Genomic DNA, 15960 nt, shown 5'->3' on the forward strand with positions numbered 1-15960 from the left:
CGGTCAAAGACTGCCCTGCGTCAAATGACGCCGCGCGTCCCTCGGGATGAACATCGCAAACGTTTCCCTAACGCGCGCCGCCGGCGTCGTGCTGGCGGTGGCTGCGGAAACCGCGGCCGCCGTGACACGAAACGCATCGGGCTCCGGCCACCGCCGTGCAAGGATTTCGTTTACCGAACCCGGCATGGCCTGCGGGTTGCGGCGGCAGGTATCGTAGACGTACAAGCCGGCAAGAAAAATCGATACGACAACAAGGATCGTCCTGAAAATCGGCATTGTGTTCGCGCCTTCTTGATTGAGGCGCACAATGCCCGGCGACGGTGAACTCCGGGTTGAGCGTTCCGGGCGATCGGCCGATACGGTTCCCAACTGATGAACGTGGCCGTGTAAAGAGCTCGCTTACCAATGCCTTCAAGGTTGCGGCAACCAGCTTTCCTCACCGGCGGGAAAGGAGTCCCGCCTATCCTGGCGCAAACACAAGAAGCTCAGGAGGCTCCATGTTCGTCGCCCTTCGCGTTATGATCCTGATCGCCAGCGCCTATGCCGGCTCCGCCGTCGCGGAGATGCAGTTTGCGCCGCTGCCGAGCGCTGCGGTTTCCGCGCGGTAGAACCGGCGCGCGGCGCACTCAACGCGCGACTGCGGCCACGCCGATCGCACGCGCCGCGTTCTCTGTCATCCGCGTCGCCGTCAGCCGCAGGAAATACAGCGACAGTCCCGGATTGCGTTCGCACAGCTTGCGCAGCGCGCCGTCGCTGATCCACAACAGATCCACATCGGTTGCCGCCAGCGCGGTTTGCGTGCGGCGGCGCTCGAGCGAGAACAGTCCGATCTCGCCGAACAATTCGCCCGCCGATACGCTTCGATCGATCTCCGGAAACCTGACCTCGCCCGAAACGACCATGTAGAGCAGGTCCGCGTCATCGCCCTTCCTGAAGATGGTTTCTCCGGCCTTGACGTGCTTCGGCTGCATGAACGGTTGCAGCCAGTTTGGCGAGAGATCAGTCGATGCGGCGAGCCTGGCCTTGCGCAGCAGCCGGACCATCTGGACCAGCAACAGCGCGTTCAACGGCAACAGAATAATGTGCAGGGCGAGCACCGGGTACAATCGGGCACCCAGCCCGTAGCTGATGAACGCCAGATTGCTGCATATCGCGACCGAGCGCAGGCTCAACATCGTGCTCATGCTGAACGTCAGCAACACGAGCGCCGACGCCAGATATCCCAGGCCATCGATCAATGTCATGGCAACGTCCACTGGAAATGAATTGCAAGCAAGCGGGTCTGAAAACGATCCGCAAAATACACCAGTGCGCTCAATTCTCTGAGTGGAAATGTGGCCGGCCGCCACTTGCATTGGAACTTCGGCGCTTTCCGTCGCTTTACAGAAGGTAGCTCGTTGGGATGCGCGATGTTCCGACATTTTTTCGTTGTGCGATTTGCCCTTGCTGCTCTGCTTCTGCCGGCCGCGCCCGCAGTCGCGGCAGGTCTCGATGCCGCGGCGATCAATGACGTTGCGGCGCCGCCGGCAACATTGCCGGGCCGTCACCAGCTCAACGCCTCGATTGCCAAGCTCGAGATCCTGCTCGACCGCGCGCATTTCTCTCCGGGCGAGATCGACGGCAAGTTCGGCGAGAATGCGCAGAAGGCGCTCGCTGCGTTTGCCGCAGCGAACGGGTTATCCTTCGATAAGACGGTCTCGGCCGACCTCTGGAGCAAGCTCGCCGCCGCCAGCGAGGGGCCCGCGATCGTCAGCTACACGATCGCCGATGCCGACGTGAAAGGTCCGTTCTCGAAGAAGATTCCCGCGAAGATGGAAGATATGAAGAGCCTCCCGGCGCTGAACTACACCAGCCCGCGCGAAGCGCTCGCGGAAAAATTCCACATGAGCGAGGGGCTGCTGCAGGCGCTCAATCCGGGACAGAAGTTCGACAAGCCGGGTGACAGCATTATGGTCGCGAACGTGCTCGACACCGGAAAGCCGCCGGCGATTGCGCGTGTGGAAGTCGACAAGACGCGACAGACGCTCAGCACATTCGACGCTGCGGGGAAGCTGCTCGCCTTTTATCCCGCGACGGTCGGCAGCACGGAGAAGCCGACGCCGAGCGGCACGCTGAAGGTGACGGCGGTCGAGAAGAACCCGACCTATCACTACAATCCAAAATACAGGTTCAAGGGCGTCAAGTCGAACAAACCGTTCACGATCAAGCCCGGCCCGAACAACCCGGTTGGCTCGGTCTGGATCAATCTCTCGGGGGAGGGCTATGGCATCCACGGCACCGGCAATCCCGACAAAGTCTCCAAAGCCGAGTCCCATGGCTGCGTCCGGCTCACCAATTGGGACGCGGCGCGCGTCGCGGCCGGTGTAGCCAAGGGGACGCCGGTCAGCTTCGTGGAGAGCGCGCGATAGCGCGACGAGCGCGGGAGCGACAGTTATTGGTCGGTCGGACGCTTCCGATTCAGGAATTCCTGCACCGCATCGTGACTCGCCGGCAGGCTGTCGTCCAGCAACAGGAAGTGCACGCAGCCTTCGACGGTTTGCGATGCGCGGGCAAATTGTTCGGCGAGGCTCAGAACGATGGCGCGCTTCTCCGGCTCCATGATGCAATAGAACGCCAGCGCGAGCCGGAGGGCTTCCTTGTCGTCGGGGCGGCCGAGCATTCAAATCTCCGAAAATTCGTAGCAGGCCGCAGCGAGCGCGAAGCCGTTAGTCCCGTTCGGCATATTGACATCGGCCGCAACGGTGACGCAGCCGATCGCGCGACGGTGACCGCTGGTGGAATTCAGGATCAGGCAGGCGACCGAACGAAGCCAGCGAGTCTCTCCGGACGGCCGCACGACCCCGAATTCGACGCGGCAGTGTTCATTTCTGGCCAGCAGCTCGGATACTTCGGGTCATCGATTCGTGTGGCGATCTCCAGCCGGCGGCTCGTGGTGGCGACGTCGCGGGCTGCTCCTTGCTGCGCCGACCTGGTCAGATCGGACGCACGCGCAAAGCGCGTCTCCACCGCGCTGCTCGCAGGATTGGACATACTTGCCGCAAAAATGTGAGCGAGGTCGGTGCCCCGCGCTTCGCTTTCACCGACGAGGTTTCGGATCGTTTCTGCGGAGCCCTCGGCTTCCGGCTTGGGGCCGGACTCCTGACGAATCCGGCGCGCCCTGCAACGTATTAGTGATGCCTGCACGGTCTGGCGTAGGAGTTTCTGGTATGCCAGTATCATCACGCAAACGCACAGGAGGTCGGCATGCGAGCGATTCTAATTGGTGCACTGTGCGCCGTCGCGATGGTCACGAGCGCGAATGCTGCGATCCGGGAAGAGCCCGTCACCTATTCCGACGGCGAGGCCACGATGAAAGGCTTCGTTGTCTATGACGACGCGACCCAGGCCAAGCGGCCCGGCATCGTCATGGTGCATGAATGGTGGGGCATCACGGCGCATATCCATAACGAGGCGCGCAAGTTCGCGGAGCAGGGCTACACCGCGTTCGTTGCGGATATGTATGGCGACGCCAGGACCGCCGACAACCCGAAGGACGCCGGCGCGCTCGCAGGCTCGGTGATGAAGGATCCGAAGGTGATGGAGCAGCGCTTCAACGCCGCGCGGGAGCAGCTTGCCAAGCAGGCCTCAGTCGATCCGCAGCGGATCGGCGCGGTCGGTTACTGCTTCGGCGGCGCGGTGGTGCTGAACATGGCGCGCAGCGGCGCCGATCTCGCTGCGGTAGCGGGCTTTCACGCCTCGCTCGGCCTCAACACCGCCGCGCCGGCACCGGGAACCGTCAAGGCGAAGATCCTGATCCTCAACGGCGCCGACGATCCATTCGTGAAGCGCGAGCAGTACGAGGCGCTGAAGAAGGATTTCGACGCCGCGAAGGCCGACTACCGGATCATCGAATATCCCGGCGCCGTGCACGCCTTCACCAACCCGGAAGCCACCGAGCTCGGCAAGAAGTTCAACCTGCCGCTCCGATACGACGCCAAGGCGGATCAGGAATCGAAGGCTGAAGCCGCCAAGCTGTTCGCTGCAAATCTCAAGAAATAAGCAGGAAAGGTGGCCTCCGGCAGCCTCGCTGAACGCCGCCGCCGTTCAGCGCACCGTCATCGCCCAGCTTGACCGGGCGATCCAGTACGCCGCGGCTTCTCGATTCAAGCACCGCTGTCTCTGGAATACTGGATCACCCGCTTTCGCGGGTGATGACAGCGCAGAATGCCGCTCCATATCACGCCGTCATTGCTTCGCTTCGCCCGCAATCGCGGCGGCACGGTGCGCTCGCGCCTTGAAGCCATGCGGAAGACGCAGCCGGCCGCGCGGACGCTGGCCGGCTGGCGCGGTTGCCATGTGCCGCTCGACGGCTGATGATGCACAAAACAAAGCCGATCGAGAGGGAGCGAATGCGCGGGCGTCGTGTGCTGATGGAATCGTTCGTGTCGCACGGCGTGCGCCACATCTTCGGCAATCCCGGCACGACGGAGACGCCGCTGCTCGACAGCCTGCCGGCCTTTCCGCAACTCGACTACATCATGGCGCTGCATGAAGGTGTCGCGGTCAGCGCGGCGAGCTTCTACGCGCAGGCGTCGGGACGCGTCACCATCGCCAACCTGCATGTCGCTCCCGGCCTCGGCAACGGCATCGGCTCGCTCTACGGCGCGCTGAAGGCAGGGTCGCCCGTGATTGCGACCGCCGGCCAGCAGGATACGCGCATGCGGCTCAACAATCCGCTGCTCGGTCATGACCTGGTTGCGATGGCAGCTCCGGTGACCAAGTGGAGCGTGCAGATCGAGCGCGCCGACGAGATCACGCCGATCATGCGCCGCGCGTTCAAGGTGGCGACCGATGCGCCGCAGGGGCCGGTGTTCGTCGCGCTGCCGATCGACGTCCTGGAGCAGGAGACCGCGGTCGATGCATCGACGCCGGATCGTTTGTGGCGATCGACGCGCCCCGACCCGGCCGGCATCGACGCGCTGGCCGCGCTGCTCCTCACGTCGAACAATCCGGCCGTCATCGCCGGCGACGACGTGGCGCGATCCGGCGGCGAGCAGGCGCTGGTGACGCTTACGGAGACGATCGGCGCCACCGTCTGGTTCGAGGGGCTGCGGCATCACGCGCCGTTTCCGACCAGTCATCCGAGCTATCGCCAGTCGCTGCCGGGCGATGCCCGGCAGGTGCGCAAGGCGCTCGGCGAGACCGATCTCGTGCTGCTGATCGGCGGTCCGTTCTTCGAGGACATCTGGTTTGCGCCCGGCGGCCACATCCCCGACGGCGCATCGGTGCTGCAAATCGAAGCCTCCGCCGAGCGTCTTGCGCTCAACAACCGGCTCGATGCCGGCATTGTCGGCGACATCGCCGTCAGCATCGGCGCATTGACCGACGCGGTACGCGCCAAGGCGAGCGCGGAGTTCAGGCAAGCCGCGCAAAGCCGCAATATCAGGCTTTCTCAATTGCAGGCGAAGGAGAAGGAGACCTATCGCGCGCGTGTCGAGAAGAGCTGGAACCGGGAACCGAGCTCGATGCCGCGGGTTGCGGCGGAGCTGCGCCGCGGCCTGCCCGATGACGTCGTCATCGTCGATGAAAGCATCACGGCGAGCCTCGATCTCGCGCGTGCCTTCGACTATCGCGGCTTCGGCGATTATTTCGGCGGCCGGGGCGGCGGCATCGGCCAAGGGCTTGCCGGCGCGATCGGCGTCAAGGTCGCGATGCCCGACCGTCCGGTGGTCGCGATCTCCGGCGACGGCTCGGCGATGTATGCGATCCAGGCGTTGTGGACCGCCGCGCACCACAGGCTTGCGATCGTGTTCGTGGTGCTGGCGAACCGCGAGTACCGCATCCTCAAGCACAATGTCGACGTCTGGCGTCAGAACTTCGAAGCCGGCACCCAGCATCCCTATCAGAACATGGATCTCACCGGCCCCGCGCTCGACTTCGTGCATCTCGCGGCCGGCATGGGCGTCGAGGCCGTGAGAGTCGACAAGGCCGACGACATCGCCGGCGCCGTTGCCAAGGCCGTCGCGGCCCGGCGGCCGTACCTCGTCGAGATCGCAATCGAAGGCAAGCGCTGACCATCGGAGCAGGTTCATGGCAGGCATTCTGGACGGCAAGGCTGCATTGGTGACGGGCGGCGGCTCCGGCATCGGCCGGGCAACCGCGATCGCGATGGCGCGCGAAGGCGCGCGGGTGGCGGTGTCCGACCTCTCGAAGGGCGGCATCGAGGAGACGGTCGCGCTCATCAATGCCGCCGGCGGCCAGTCGATCGCGATCCAGGGTGACGTCACCGACGAGGCCGATGTCGCGAACATGGTGGCGCGCACGGCTTCGGCGTTCGGCCGCATCGATTGCGCGTTCAACAATGCCGGCGTGGCCGCACGCTCCGTCGGCCCGCCCGGCCAGCGCATTCACGAACTGACGCAAGCCTCGGTCGCGAAGATGTTCTCGGTGAACCTGATGGGCGTGTTCCTGTGCCTGAAATACGAGGTCGCGCAGATGCTGAAGCAGGGCGGTGGCGGCGCCATCGTCAACACGGCCTCGATCGCAGGCCTGGTCGGCCTCGCCACGTCGGGCCACTATGTCGCGACCAAGCACGGCGTCGTCGGGCTGACCAAGTCTGCCGCGATCGAATATGCCCAGGACGGCATCCGGGTGAACTGCGTCAATCCCGGATACATCAAGACGCCGATGACCAAGGAAACGATGGACGAACGTTACGACGAGATCATCGCCAAGGTGCCGGTGCGTCGTTTGGGCGTGCCCGAGGAAATCGCCGAAGCCGTGGTCTGGATGTGTTCGGACAAGGCCTCGTTCATGACCGGCGCATCGCACGTCGTCGACGGCGGCTACAGCGCCGCCTGATCTTCCGAGCAAAGACGGCAGCGTCATGGGGCCTTGCGGCAACGGGGCCGCTGGTCCCTCTACCGCGCTGTCGATGGAAATCGGCGGGGCGCGCGGAGCTTGTCTTATCGGGGCCAGTGCGGGCCGTCCGGAAATGGATTGATCACCTCTTCGGTTTGCTGCGCCCCTCTGGTCGCCGGTTTGGCTCCCCGCGGAACGTGCGGGCCGCCTGGAAACGGGTTGATCTGCTTTTTGGCCTTCTTGACGGGCTTGCGCTTGGCCTTCTTGGCTGCGCGTTTTCCCGCTGCCTTACGCGTCGCCGCTTTCTTGCCCGTCTTGGTCTTCTTGGCCTTCTTGGCCTTTTTCGCCTTTTTCGCCTTCTTCGCAGTCTTCGATGCCTTGGCCATGGTCTTTACCTTCCTGCTACGGAGTTGGCAGAAGCTTGAATTGCTGGCTCTTGCGTTGGTCGACGGCATAAACGGCCAACGTCTCGGAAGACGTGCCTCCGCCAATGACGCGCGCGCCCAGGACCATCGAGGTGCGGCCGCGTTCCCTGTCACCGACCACAACGGCATTGGTCGGCGCGAAGGTGAAGGCCCGCAGGCTGCTCAGATAGGCCGTCGCACTGGTCGGCAACGCCAAGCCGACGGTCACTTCATGCATATCGGTCCGCTTCAGCTCTCCGGTCAGGGCGGCGTCCGTCAACTGAAAGGCCGTGCCCGTTGGTGTGAACGTGATCTTTGGTGTCGCCGAGGCGTCGAGTGTCGTCGTGAATGTCAAATCGTCGGTCATCGTTGGAGGCGCGGTCGGTTTCGCTTTCGTCCCGGCCAGGTTTCCGAACAGGGTGAGGTCAAGATAGTCGTAGACCATCCTGTCCATGCCGATATGGCCGACGATTGGATAAGCGTAGTTCGCTTCAACGAGGTAGCCATCGCAGTCGCGACGGCCACCTTCCCTCACGGTCGTGTTGAGCTTGGTGAGCAGATTGCTGAACGTGTCGGTGACCGTGAAGCTGCGCTCGTTGTTGCGCTTTCGCGTAACGGACCCGCCGAGCCCCAACTTGAACAGCGAGTTTGACGGCCCGCCTTGGAGGTTTGCGGTCCCGGCCGAGAAATCATTGTTCTCGGTCATCGTCAGATCGAAATTGTAGGCAACACCGATCGAATAGAAGACATCGATCACATTGCGGACTTGTTGAAATTCATCCCCTTTGAAGAGAGCCGAACTGAACCCGGAAATTTCATTCGGGTTGTTCTTGTAGCGCGCCGCGAGCGTTCGGGCGAGCGGAACGCCCGCCTGGCTTGGATGATCCCGGCCAAGGTCTTCGAGCCAGGTGACAAGCGCCTGAATGGCCGCGTCACGGGTTTCGCAGCGAATCTGCTGAACGATCTGCGGTGTGGTTACGCCCGTGTAGTCTTCCGGCAAAGGGTGGATGGCGCACGCCGTGAGGAAGATCAGTCCCGGAAATATAACTGCCCAGCGCCGTGTCATGACGCGCCCCAATCCATTCGTCAAAAAAACAATCAAAAATTGATGCACGCTGAGCGTGTATCAAAACCAGCCCATTGGCAATAGGGCGTTTGGCGGGATCGGGCTCTGGCCACAGACAAGTCGGCGTCTGCGGGGTAGGGCAAATCGCGCAGCTCCCAGCGTCGTCATTCCGGGGCTCGCGCCAAGCGGCGCGCCCTCAGGTGCGCAATTGCGCACCGGGCAATGACGGAGAGAGGTGCGACAAAACAACCCGACGGGCAACTCAGCAAAAACGCGTCAAGGGCTCGCCGCAAAAATTTTTCGCTTTATCCGAAGCGCAACTCGGTGTATGAATTCCGCGTCTCGCCCGACACGAGGGGCGCTTCGCGGTCGTCACGAACGTGGGTCGAGATGCGGTGGACGCTGATTGCGCAGTCGACGAATGCGCATGAAGCGGACGGCGAAATCGTGCAGGCCTGACGCCCTAGCGGTAGGTGTCTCTTCCGATTGCGCAAATGCGCGTTGTGAAGGCGGTGACAAAAAAGCCCAGTCTCGCCGGGGAGAGCACGTATAAGTCGTAAGCCATCGCGCAGGGAAAGCCGGAGTGTTTCCGGTTACACCTGTGGTCCTACCCCCGAGCTTTCTACCCATTGCTCGGGGCCCATGGGTGCGATCGGCACCCGGCTTTCCCTGCGCCCTCTGTGAGAGGAGGGCGGAACGAAATCAAAAGCTCGGACGATTTATGTCGCGAGAATGCGAAACTGTATCCCATCCTCAGCTGTCATCGCCCGGCTCGACCGGGCGATCCAGTATTCCAGAGGCAGCAGTGCTTGAGCCGGGAGGCCGCGGCGTACTGGATCGCCCGGTCGAGCCGGGCGATGACACTGAACAAGGTGTTTGACGTCGTGCATCGAGTTCTATCGCCACCGTCGTCCCGCCCCCCGTGCGCAATTGCGCACTAGGCCGGGACGACGCGGGGAAGGAGCCGCGGCGCGCATCAACCGCATGCGGGTGATGACGTCGAACAAGCTGTTTGACAGGTTGAATCGGAATCCTCGCGTCGTGCCCGGACGCCGAACGCCGCGCGACGAACGCACGCCGGCGTGCGTCTCGGTCGTTGGCAGCCGGCCGCGCGAATCAGCAGTGCTACGGAAGTTGTGCGTCCGGCTTCGCGGCAGCGGGCCTAATGGTCTGTCTTCGGTGCCTTGATCGGTCCGTTGGCCGCGATCTCGAAGCCGAGCCGGAGCGCGCGCTCCTGGCGCTCCTCGGTCAGGAACCTGAGCTCCCGTTCCAGCGACCGTGCGACCTCGTCCTGGGTTTCCTTGGAGTGGCGGCGGGAGCCGCCGTGCGGTTTGGCCGATTCGGCAGTCACGGGAGAAACCCTTGTCATCACAGTGTCACAGGTCCTGATGCCACGACCGGAGTCCGACGGACAATCAAAAAGAATTCAGCGGGCACCCTTTGGCAGGTTTGCTACGTGTCTGACTCAAATTTAAGCAGAAAATTCTCCTGGACCTCGCACGGCGCCGAAGCCGGCCGGCCACGGTCTCATCAATTCGGATGAGAGAGCCCGGTTCCCGCGAAATCATTTCCGGATTCGCACGAAGGCGTCCTGAAACCGACAAGGTCTAACCTTAGTAGCGTTGTGAAGGACGGTGCCTGGTGAGACGCTGATGGCCTCGGTCGTGAGATTCACGATCCGGGTTGTGAGGTCAGTTGGTCCTCCTGAGACATTGGGGATGATCTCTGAAATGAAGAAGCCGAATGCTGTGCCATATGTCTGGGCGGCCGCGTTGATTGCGGTCGCGATTTGGGGAGTGAGCGGCACCCCGCAGATGGCGCACACCTCCGCCCCCACGCATCTGGCGCGGGCGCGCTAGACCCGAGCGTTTTCGAGCGAAGTGGACACCGGTTCGCGAAAAGAAAACGCGTCAAAGCAAAACGCTAGAGCTTCGGCCGCAGCGAGCGCTGCATGTCCATCGTGTAGGTATAGCGCCCTTCCGGGTGCGTGGTGATGGTGACCTCGAACAGCTCTTCGCGCACGCCGTAATAGCGGCGGATCACGGTGAGTGCCGGCGAGCCGGTCTTGACGCCGAGCGCCTTGGCGATCGGCGCCGGCATGCCGCGCACGAAGATCTCCATCTGGGCGCGTTCGGTGACCTGGCCGTACATCTTGGCGATCTGCTCGTGCACCGGGGTGCGGCCGTGGTCGCTGCGGGTCACGACATCGGCGAACCGGCGCAACACATAGATCTCGGTCCAGCCGAGCGGGGCGGCGAACTGGTCGGAGCGGCGCACCGCCTCGATCAGGAACCAGCTCTTGCCGGGTTCGCATTTCAACAGCCCGGCCAGCTTGCGGTCGGCGACGATGTCGCCGCTCGCGACCACATCGCGGTAGGTTTCGTTGGAATAGCGCAGCCACTCGCCGAGCGATTTGACGCTGTGGGTGAACAGCACCGGCGGCTCGGCTGCGATCACCACCGACCCGAGGCCGGCGCGGCGCACGATCAGGCCCTGGTCGATCAGGATGCGCAGCGCCTCGCGTACCGTCTGGCGGCTCGCCTGGTAGCTTGCCATCAGCTCGGTTTCGGTCGGCAGCAGGTTGCCGACCGCGTAGGTGCCGAGCCGGATGTCCCTCTGCAATCCGGTGGCGATGTCGCGGTAGCGAGACGATCTCGCACGGTCCGGTTGTTCAGACATGGCGGATCACTGGTATGCCGTATGGCAGGCGACCACGTGTCCAGACTGCATCGATCGCAGCGCGGCCTCGAACGCGGCGAGCGTCGCGAGCACGTCTGCCTCCGGTACCGGGAACGGCCGGCGGCCTTCGACCGCATCGGCAAAGGCCGCAAGTTCCGCGGTGAGCGTGTTGACCGCCGGATAGCGCGTCGTCGCAGGCGCCGCACCGGACGTCCGTAGCACCATCGTCGTCTCGTCGAGCACCTCGGCGGATCCCTTCGTTCCGAACACATGCACGCGCCAATAGAACGGTGTTGCGCGCACCGTCGCAAGGGTTGCACTCACGCCATTCACAAATTCAATCGCCAAAGTTGCAGTGTCGAGCGGCGGTGGGCCCGCCGCGCGCTCACTCAACCGGGCATAAACTTGTCGAGCAGGACCAAGCAGGCTGACGAAGCCGTCGAGCACGTGCAGTCCCGCGCCGGTCAACCCGCCGCCCGGCGACTCCTCGGGCGACAGCCGCCAGCCCTGGGTGATTGCCTGCGAGCTCTCGTTGCTGTTGTGGCCCTCGACATGCAGGATCGTGCCGAGCTCGCCGCTCGCTGCGATCGCGCGCAGCGCCTGCATCGACGGCCAGAACCGGCGGTTATGCCCGACCGCGAGCAGCACGCCCGCCTTGCGGCAGGCCGCGAACATCTCGGCGGCATCGTCGCGCCGGAGCGCCAGCGGCTTCTCGCAGAACACCTGCTTGCCGGCTCGGGCTGCCGCGATCACCTGGCCCTTGTGCAGCGAATGCGGTGTCGCCAGCAGCACGGCGTCGATGGCGGGGTCGGCCAGCACGGCCTCGAGGCTCGGCGCGGGCGATAGGCCGTGCGCCGCGCAGAAGCCCGCGGCGCCGGCGACGTCGGGTTCCACCGCGCGGACGATCTCCAGCCGCGGCTCGTTCCGCGCAGCCTCGACCAGCGCGCGACCCCAGCGGCCGAGGCCCGCGATCGCGCACGTGATCATGAGCGCTCCCTGTGCTGATCGCGGCCGGGGCGGATCGCCTCGATCACCGCGGCGCTGTCGCTGTCCGGGCCTTGCAGCGCAATCGCCGCGCGCAGCAGCTCCGCCTGCGTCGACGTCATCGGCAAGCACAGCCCGTGGCGGGCAGCCTCCTGCAGGATCAGCTCGGCGTCCTTCAAGGTCTGCGCGATATGCGATTGCGGCGAGAAATCCCGCGCCAGCATCTTCGGTCCCTTGCTGTCCATCACCTTGGAATATGCCGCCGATTGCCGCGCAGCCGCAAGGAAGGCCGCGGCGTCGAGGCCGAGCGCTTCGGCAAAGGCGAGGCCCTCGGCGAGCGCGGCGCGGTTGCTCTGCAGGACCAGGTTGACGGCAAGCTTGGTGCGGCTGGCATTGCCGATCGCCCCGACATTGATCCGCTGCGGGCAGAGGATGTCGAGCGTCGCGGCGGCTGCCGCGATGATGTCGCTATCGCCGGCGACCAGCGCGGTGGCGGTGCCGGCGCGGACCTCGGCGCTGGTGCCCGAGATCGGCGCCTCGATGAAGCCGAGCCGCGCGCGCGCCGCGAACTCGGCAATTGCCGTGATCTCGCCCGGCGCGCAGGTGGTGGTGCAGATCACGCGCGGCGGCACTGTCGCATTGGCGAGGTCCGGCAGCAGGCCCATGACCTGGGCCGCGTCGTACACCGCGACGACGATAGTCCCGCAGCGTGCGGCGACGTCGGCGGCGAAGGCCGCGAACTCGGCGCCGCTGGCCCGCAAGCCATTCGTCTTCGCCGCATCGACGTCGAAGCCGATGACGCCGATGCCGGCGTCGATCAGCCGCGCGGAGAGCGCCGATCCCATCAACCCCAGGCCGATCATGCCGATGGGTGTCTCGCGAGCCATGTGCGATGTCGCTCCGCGCTATTGCGGCTGGATGCCGGCCGCCTTGACCTCGGCCGACCAGCGCACGACCTCGCTCCTGACGAACGCGCCGAACTCGGCCGGCGCCAGCGGCGCCACGATCACGCCGACATCGGCGAGCTTCTTCTTCGTCTCCGGCATCGCGAGATACTTGGCGCACTCGGCATAGAGCTTGTCGACCACCGGCCCCGGGGTGCCGGCCGGCGCGAACAGCCCGTACCAGATCGTGGCCTCGAAGCCGGGCATCGCTTCTGACAGCGCGGGCAGGCCGGGCGTCAGCTCGTTGCGGGTCGCCGACGTCACGGCGATGCCGCGCAGGGTGCCGCCCTGCATCTGCGGGATCGCGACCGAGAAATCGCCGAAGGTCAGGTCGATCACTCCGGCCATCACGTCGGTCATCGCCTGGGGCACGCCGCGGTAGGAGGCCGCGATCAGCGACAGGCCGCCGCGCGATTGCAGCTGCGCGATCGAGATCTGCGATGCGCCGGAGCCGTAGCCTGCGGTCAGATTGGGGTTGGCCCTGGCATAGCTGAGGAACTGCGGCAGGTCCTTGGCCGCAAGCTTCGGGTTGACCAGGAGCACCATCGCCGTCGTCGTGGTGCGGATCACGGGCGCGAAATCCTTCACCGGGTCGTAGGGCAGGCTCTTCAGTGTCGCGACGTTGCTGGCATGGGTGGTGTTGGTGCCCATCAGCAGCGTGTAGCCGTCGGGCGCGCTGCGGGCGACTTCCTGGGCGCCGATGCTGCCGAGCGCGCCGGCGCGATTCTCGATCAGCACAGTCTGGCCGAACGCGTCCTGCAGGTGCTGGCCGACCAGCCGCGCGACATTGTCGGGGCCGGCGCCGGCCGGGAAAGGCACGATGATCCTGAGCGGCCGTTGCGGGAAATCGTCCGCCGCGTATGCCGGCAGGACCGGAAGTGCCGCGAGCAGGACGAGGAGCAGCCCCAGCCGTAACTTCATCCCGGTCCCTCCCGCGTCTGTTTGGGCCGAGTTTATACGGACAAATTGGTCGGAGGTGCAAGCTAAGCGCCTCCAGGAATATTGAGGTGCGACATATTTATCCGTATAAATAGTCCATACAGGGAGCCAGACGACGATGGTCGACATCAGCGATCTCCATGCGCGCGGGCTGCGCCGGCGCCAGAAGATGTTCGGCGAGGGCGATGTCGCCAAGCGGATGGCGGCTGCGGGCGAGTTCGGCACGCCGCTGCAAAACATCATCAATGCCTATGTCTATGGCGACGTCTGGGAGCGCTCTGGCCTGTCCGACCAGCTCCGCAGCCTGGTGATGCTCGGCATCACCGCGGCGAGCAGCAAGCCCGCCGAGTTCCGCGTCCATGCCAAGGGCGCGCTGGCCAATGGCTGCACCGCCGCGCAGGTGCAGGACGTGCTGCTGCTGGTCGCGATGTATTGCGGCATTCCGGCCGCGATCGAGACCAGCAAGATCGCAGCCGAGGTGTTCGGCGAGGCGCCGCCTGCGGCGTAGGGTTCACGCCGGGGCCGAACAGGTGAACGCGCGCCAAAGCGGCAAAATTCGAGACAATCGCTCGCTGCCGCGTGATCGGATGCGGCAGGCAGGAACCTTGCGAATGCGGATCGAATTGGACTACGAATCCTGAAGAGATCCTCAAACGACACGGCGCTTCATGACCGCACATCAACGCAACCTTTCCGCCTCGATCGATCCGGTAAAGCTCGATCGGCTCGCCGAAGTCGCGATCAAGGTCGGCCTGCAGTTGCAGCCGGGGCAGGATCTGCTGCTGACGGCGCCGGCCGCGGCGATGCCGCTGGTGCGGCGGGTGGTGGAGCATGCCTACAAGGCCGGCGCGGGCCTGGTGACCCCGTTCTTCTCGGACGAAGAGCTGACGCTGGCGCGCTACCGCTACGCCAACGATGCGAGTTTCGATCGCGCCGCGGGCTGGCTCTACGAGGGCATGGCGAAGGCGTTCGGCGCCAACACCGCGCGGCTTGCCATCGTCGGCGACAATCCGATGCTGCTGTCCGGCGAGGACCCGACCAAGGTCGCGCGCGCCAGCAAGGCCAATTCGATCGCCTACCAGCCGGCGCTGGAGAAGATCGTCAATTTCGACACCAACTGGAACATCATCGCCTATCCGAGCACGTCCTGGGCCAAGCAGGTGTTCCCCGACGATGCCGAGGACGTCGCGGTAGCGAAGCTTGCGGATGCGATCTTCTCCGCGTCGCGGGTCGATCAGGATGGCGCCGTCGCCAATTGGGAAAGGCACAACGCCAAACTGCGCGAGCGCACCGACTGGCTGAACGGCCAGCGCTTCCACGCGCTGAAATATTCCGGCCCCGGCATGGACCTCACGATCGGGCTCGCCGACGGCCATGAATGGGAAGGCGGCGCCTCGACCGCCAAGAACGGCATCGTCTGCAATGCCAACATCCCGACCGAAGAGGTCTTCACCACGCCGCACTGCCGCCGCGTCAGCGGCCATGTCGTGAGCTCCAAGCCGCTGTCCTATCAGGGCACGCTGATCGACAATATCTCGGTGAAGTTCGAGGAAGGCCGCATCGTCGAGGCCAAGGCCTCGCGCGGCGAGGAAGTCTTGAAGAAGGTGCTCGACACCGACGAGGGCGCGCGCCGCCTTGGCGAAGTCGCGCTGGTGCCGCACTCCTCGCCGATCTCGAAGAGCGGGCTGTTGTTCTTCAACACGCTGTTCGACGAGAACGCCGCCTCGCACATCGCGCTCGGCCAGTGCTACTCGAAATGCTTCGTCAACGGCGACAAGCTGACGCCGCAGCAGATCGCCGAGCAGGGCGGCAACAAGAGCCTGATCCATATCGACTGGATGATCGGCTCCGCCCACACCGATATCGACGGCATCCACGCCGACGGCCGCAGCGTCCCGGTATTCCGCAAGGGCGAGTGGGCGTAGGGCGCGCTCGCCCATAATCCCGTCATCCTGAGGTGCGCGCTCTTGCGCGCCTCGAAGGATGCGCGGCCCGGATATTGGCCACGCGTTCGGAGAGAGCTCGGCCGTTCACCCTTCGAGGCTCGCTCCGCTCGCACCTCAGGATGACGGGGCTAGGTTCTTGTCGCTCGACTAGGCTTCAA

General features: G+C 64.7%; 17 protein-coding genes and 1 pseudogene. 8 read left to right on the forward strand and 10 right to left on the reverse strand.

Going from position 1 to position 15960, the window contains the following annotated elements:
- Positions 1–3: 3 nt before the first annotated feature.
- Positions 4–276 carry a hypothetical protein gene (locus ACVW17_RS10540; RefSeq protein WP_456751824.1) on the reverse strand — a complete coding sequence of 91 codons (273 nt, stop codon included), beginning with the start codon at positions 274–276 and terminating at the stop codon, positions 4–6.
- 350 nt (positions 277–626) lie between these two features.
- A complete protein-coding gene (locus tag ACVW17_RS10545) occupies positions 627–1355 on the reverse strand; it encodes a Crp/Fnr family transcriptional regulator (RefSeq protein ID WP_456751825.1) in 729 nt (242 codons plus the stop codon).
- Between the two features lie 54 nt (positions 1356–1409).
- Here ACVW17_RS10545 and ACVW17_RS10550 point away from each other — a divergent pair, with 54 nt between their 5' ends.
- On the forward strand, positions 1410–2408 hold the full coding sequence (locus ACVW17_RS10550; RefSeq protein WP_456751826.1) for a L,D-transpeptidase: 999 nt from the start codon (positions 1410–1412) through the stop codon (positions 2406–2408).
- Between the two features lie 23 nt (positions 2409–2431).
- Here ACVW17_RS10550 and ACVW17_RS10555 read toward each other — a convergent pair whose 3' ends face one another.
- Positions 2432–2659 (reverse strand): hypothetical protein, encoded by a 228-nt coding sequence (locus ACVW17_RS10555; protein ID WP_456751827.1) that lies wholly within the window; start codon positions 2657–2659, stop codon positions 2432–2434.
- Positions 2660–3243: 584 nt separating this feature from the next.
- Between ACVW17_RS10555 and ACVW17_RS10560 the strand changes: the two genes are divergently transcribed.
- From ACVW17_RS10560 to ACVW17_RS10580, 5 genes and pseudogenes are all read left to right on the forward strand, one after another.
- The gene (locus ACVW17_RS10560; protein WP_456797092.1) at positions 3244–4038 is read left to right on the forward strand and encodes a dienelactone hydrolase family protein; all 795 of its coding nucleotides are present in this window, start codon (positions 3244–3246) and stop codon (positions 4036–4038) included.
- A 165-nt stretch (positions 4039–4203) separates the two neighbouring features.
- Positions 4204–4353 carry a hypothetical protein gene (locus ACVW17_RS10565; protein ID WP_456751829.1) on the forward strand — a complete coding sequence of 50 codons (150 nt, stop codon included), beginning with the start codon at positions 4204–4206 and terminating at the stop codon, positions 4351–4353.
- Positions 4354–4409: 56 nt separating this feature from the next.
- A pseudogene (locus ACVW17_RS10570) lies at positions 4410–4646 on the forward strand (thiamine pyrophosphate-binding protein); the annotation flags it as partial.
- 156 nt (positions 4647–4802) lie between these two features.
- Complete coding sequence (locus ACVW17_RS10575; RefSeq protein ID WP_456756394.1) at positions 4803–6053, forward strand: thiamine pyrophosphate-binding protein; 1251 nt, start codon at positions 4803–4805, stop codon at positions 6051–6053.
- A gap of 16 nt (positions 6054–6069) precedes the next feature.
- Entirely contained in the window at positions 6070–6840 is a 771-nt protein-coding gene (locus tag ACVW17_RS10580) for an SDR family NAD(P)-dependent oxidoreductase (RefSeq protein WP_456751830.1), read from the forward strand.
- A 104-nt stretch (positions 6841–6944) separates the two neighbouring features.
- Here the strand turns inward: ACVW17_RS10580 and ACVW17_RS10585 are convergent, their stop codons facing one another.
- From ACVW17_RS10585 to ACVW17_RS10615, 7 genes are all read right to left on the reverse strand, one after another.
- Entirely contained in the window at positions 6945–7226 is a 282-nt protein-coding gene (locus ACVW17_RS10585) for a hypothetical protein (RefSeq protein WP_456751831.1), read from the reverse strand.
- A 16-nt stretch (positions 7227–7242) separates the two neighbouring features.
- Positions 7243–8310 carry a hypothetical protein gene (locus tag ACVW17_RS10590; protein WP_456751832.1) on the reverse strand — a complete coding sequence of 356 codons (1068 nt, stop codon included), beginning with the start codon at positions 8308–8310 and terminating at the stop codon, positions 7243–7245.
- 1162 nt (positions 8311–9472) lie between these two features.
- Positions 9473–9661, reverse strand: coding sequence for a hypothetical protein (locus tag ACVW17_RS10595; RefSeq protein ID WP_456751833.1), 189 nt, complete (start codon positions 9659–9661; stop codon positions 9473–9475).
- Between the two features lie 572 nt (positions 9662–10233).
- Positions 10234–10989 (reverse strand): GntR family transcriptional regulator, encoded by a 756-nt coding sequence (locus ACVW17_RS10600; RefSeq protein ID WP_456751834.1) that lies wholly within the window; start codon positions 10987–10989, stop codon positions 10234–10236.
- 6 nt (positions 10990–10995) lie between these two features.
- Positions 10996–11976, reverse strand: a complete 981-nt coding sequence (locus ACVW17_RS10605) for a Gfo/Idh/MocA family protein (protein WP_456751835.1) — start codon at positions 11974–11976, stop codon at positions 10996–10998.
- The gene (locus ACVW17_RS10610; protein ID WP_456751836.1) at positions 11973–12860 is read right to left on the reverse strand and encodes an NAD(P)-dependent oxidoreductase; all 888 of its coding nucleotides are present in this window, start codon (positions 12858–12860) and stop codon (positions 11973–11975) included. Before ACVW17_RS10610 ends, ACVW17_RS10605 begins: the two co-directional genes overlap by 4 nt.
- Before the next feature lie 18 nt (positions 12861–12878).
- Complete coding sequence (locus ACVW17_RS10615; RefSeq protein WP_456751837.1) at positions 12879–13838, reverse strand: Bug family tripartite tricarboxylate transporter substrate binding protein; 960 nt, start codon at positions 13836–13838, stop codon at positions 12879–12881.
- A 136-nt stretch (positions 13839–13974) separates the two neighbouring features.
- On the opposite strand from ACVW17_RS10615, the gene ACVW17_RS10620 reads away from it, so the two are divergent.
- Together ACVW17_RS10620 and ACVW17_RS10625 are read left to right on the forward strand one after the other, a co-directional pair.
- Positions 13975–14364: a carboxymuconolactone decarboxylase family protein gene (locus ACVW17_RS10620; RefSeq protein WP_456751838.1), complete on the forward strand. Its 390-nt coding sequence runs from the start codon at positions 13975–13977 to the stop codon at positions 14362–14364.
- 160 nt (positions 14365–14524) lie between these two features.
- Entirely contained in the window at positions 14525–15781 is a 1257-nt protein-coding gene (locus ACVW17_RS10625) for an aminopeptidase (RefSeq protein ID WP_456797093.1), read from the forward strand.
- Positions 15782–15960: the final 179 nt, after the last annotated feature.

The sequence above is a fragment of the Bradyrhizobium sp. USDA 4473 genome (assembly GCF_054063335.1).

Coding starts and splice junctions, on each gene's coding strand:
- ACVW17_RS10540 (WP_456751824.1), bottom strand. CDS start 276: ATGCCGATTTTCAGGACGATCCTTGTTGTCGTATCGATTTTTCTTGCC.
- ACVW17_RS10545 (WP_456751825.1), bottom strand. CDS start 1,355: ATGCAAGTGGCGGCCGGCCACATTTCCACTCAGAGAATTGAGCGCACT.
- ACVW17_RS10550 (WP_456751826.1), top strand. CDS start 1,410: ATGTTCCGACATTTTTTCGTTGTGCGATTTGCCCTTGCTGCTCTGCTT.
- ACVW17_RS10555 (WP_456751827.1), bottom strand. CDS start 2,659: ATGCTCGGCCGCCCCGACGACAAGGAAGCCCTCCGGCTCGCGCTGGCG.
- ACVW17_RS10560 (WP_456797092.1), top strand. CDS start 3,244: ATGCGAGCGATTCTAATTGGTGCACTGTGCGCCGTCGCGATGGTCACG.
- ACVW17_RS10565 (WP_456751829.1), top strand. CDS start 4,204: ATGCCGCTCCATATCACGCCGTCATTGCTTCGCTTCGCCCGCAATCGC.
- ACVW17_RS10575 (WP_456756394.1), top strand. CDS start 4,803: ATGCGCCGCGCGTTCAAGGTGGCGACCGATGCGCCGCAGGGGCCGGTG.
- ACVW17_RS10580 (WP_456751830.1), top strand. CDS start 6,070: ATGGCAGGCATTCTGGACGGCAAGGCTGCATTGGTGACGGGCGGCGGC.
- ACVW17_RS10585 (WP_456751831.1), bottom strand. CDS start 7,226: ATGGCCAAGGCATCGAAGACTGCGAAGAAGGCGAAAAAGGCGAAAAAG.
- ACVW17_RS10590 (WP_456751832.1), bottom strand. CDS start 8,310: ATGACACGGCGCTGGGCAGTTATATTTCCGGGACTGATCTTCCTCACG.
- ACVW17_RS10600 (WP_456751834.1), bottom strand. CDS start 10,989: ATGTCTGAACAACCGGACCGTGCGAGATCGTCTCGCTACCGCGACATC.
- ACVW17_RS10605 (WP_456751835.1), bottom strand. CDS start 11,976: ATGATCACGTGCGCGATCGCGGGCCTCGGCCGCTGGGGTCGCGCGCTG.
- ACVW17_RS10610 (WP_456751836.1), bottom strand. CDS start 12,860: ATGGCTCGCGAGACACCCATCGGCATGATCGGCCTGGGGTTGATGGGA.
- ACVW17_RS10615 (WP_456751837.1), bottom strand. CDS start 13,838: ATGAAGTTACGGCTGGGGCTGCTCCTCGTCCTGCTCGCGGCACTTCCG.
- ACVW17_RS10620 (WP_456751838.1), top strand. CDS start 13,975: ATGGTCGACATCAGCGATCTCCATGCGCGCGGGCTGCGCCGGCGCCAG.
- ACVW17_RS10625 (WP_456797093.1), top strand. CDS start 14,525: ATGACCGCACATCAACGCAACCTTTCCGCCTCGATCGATCCGGTAAAG.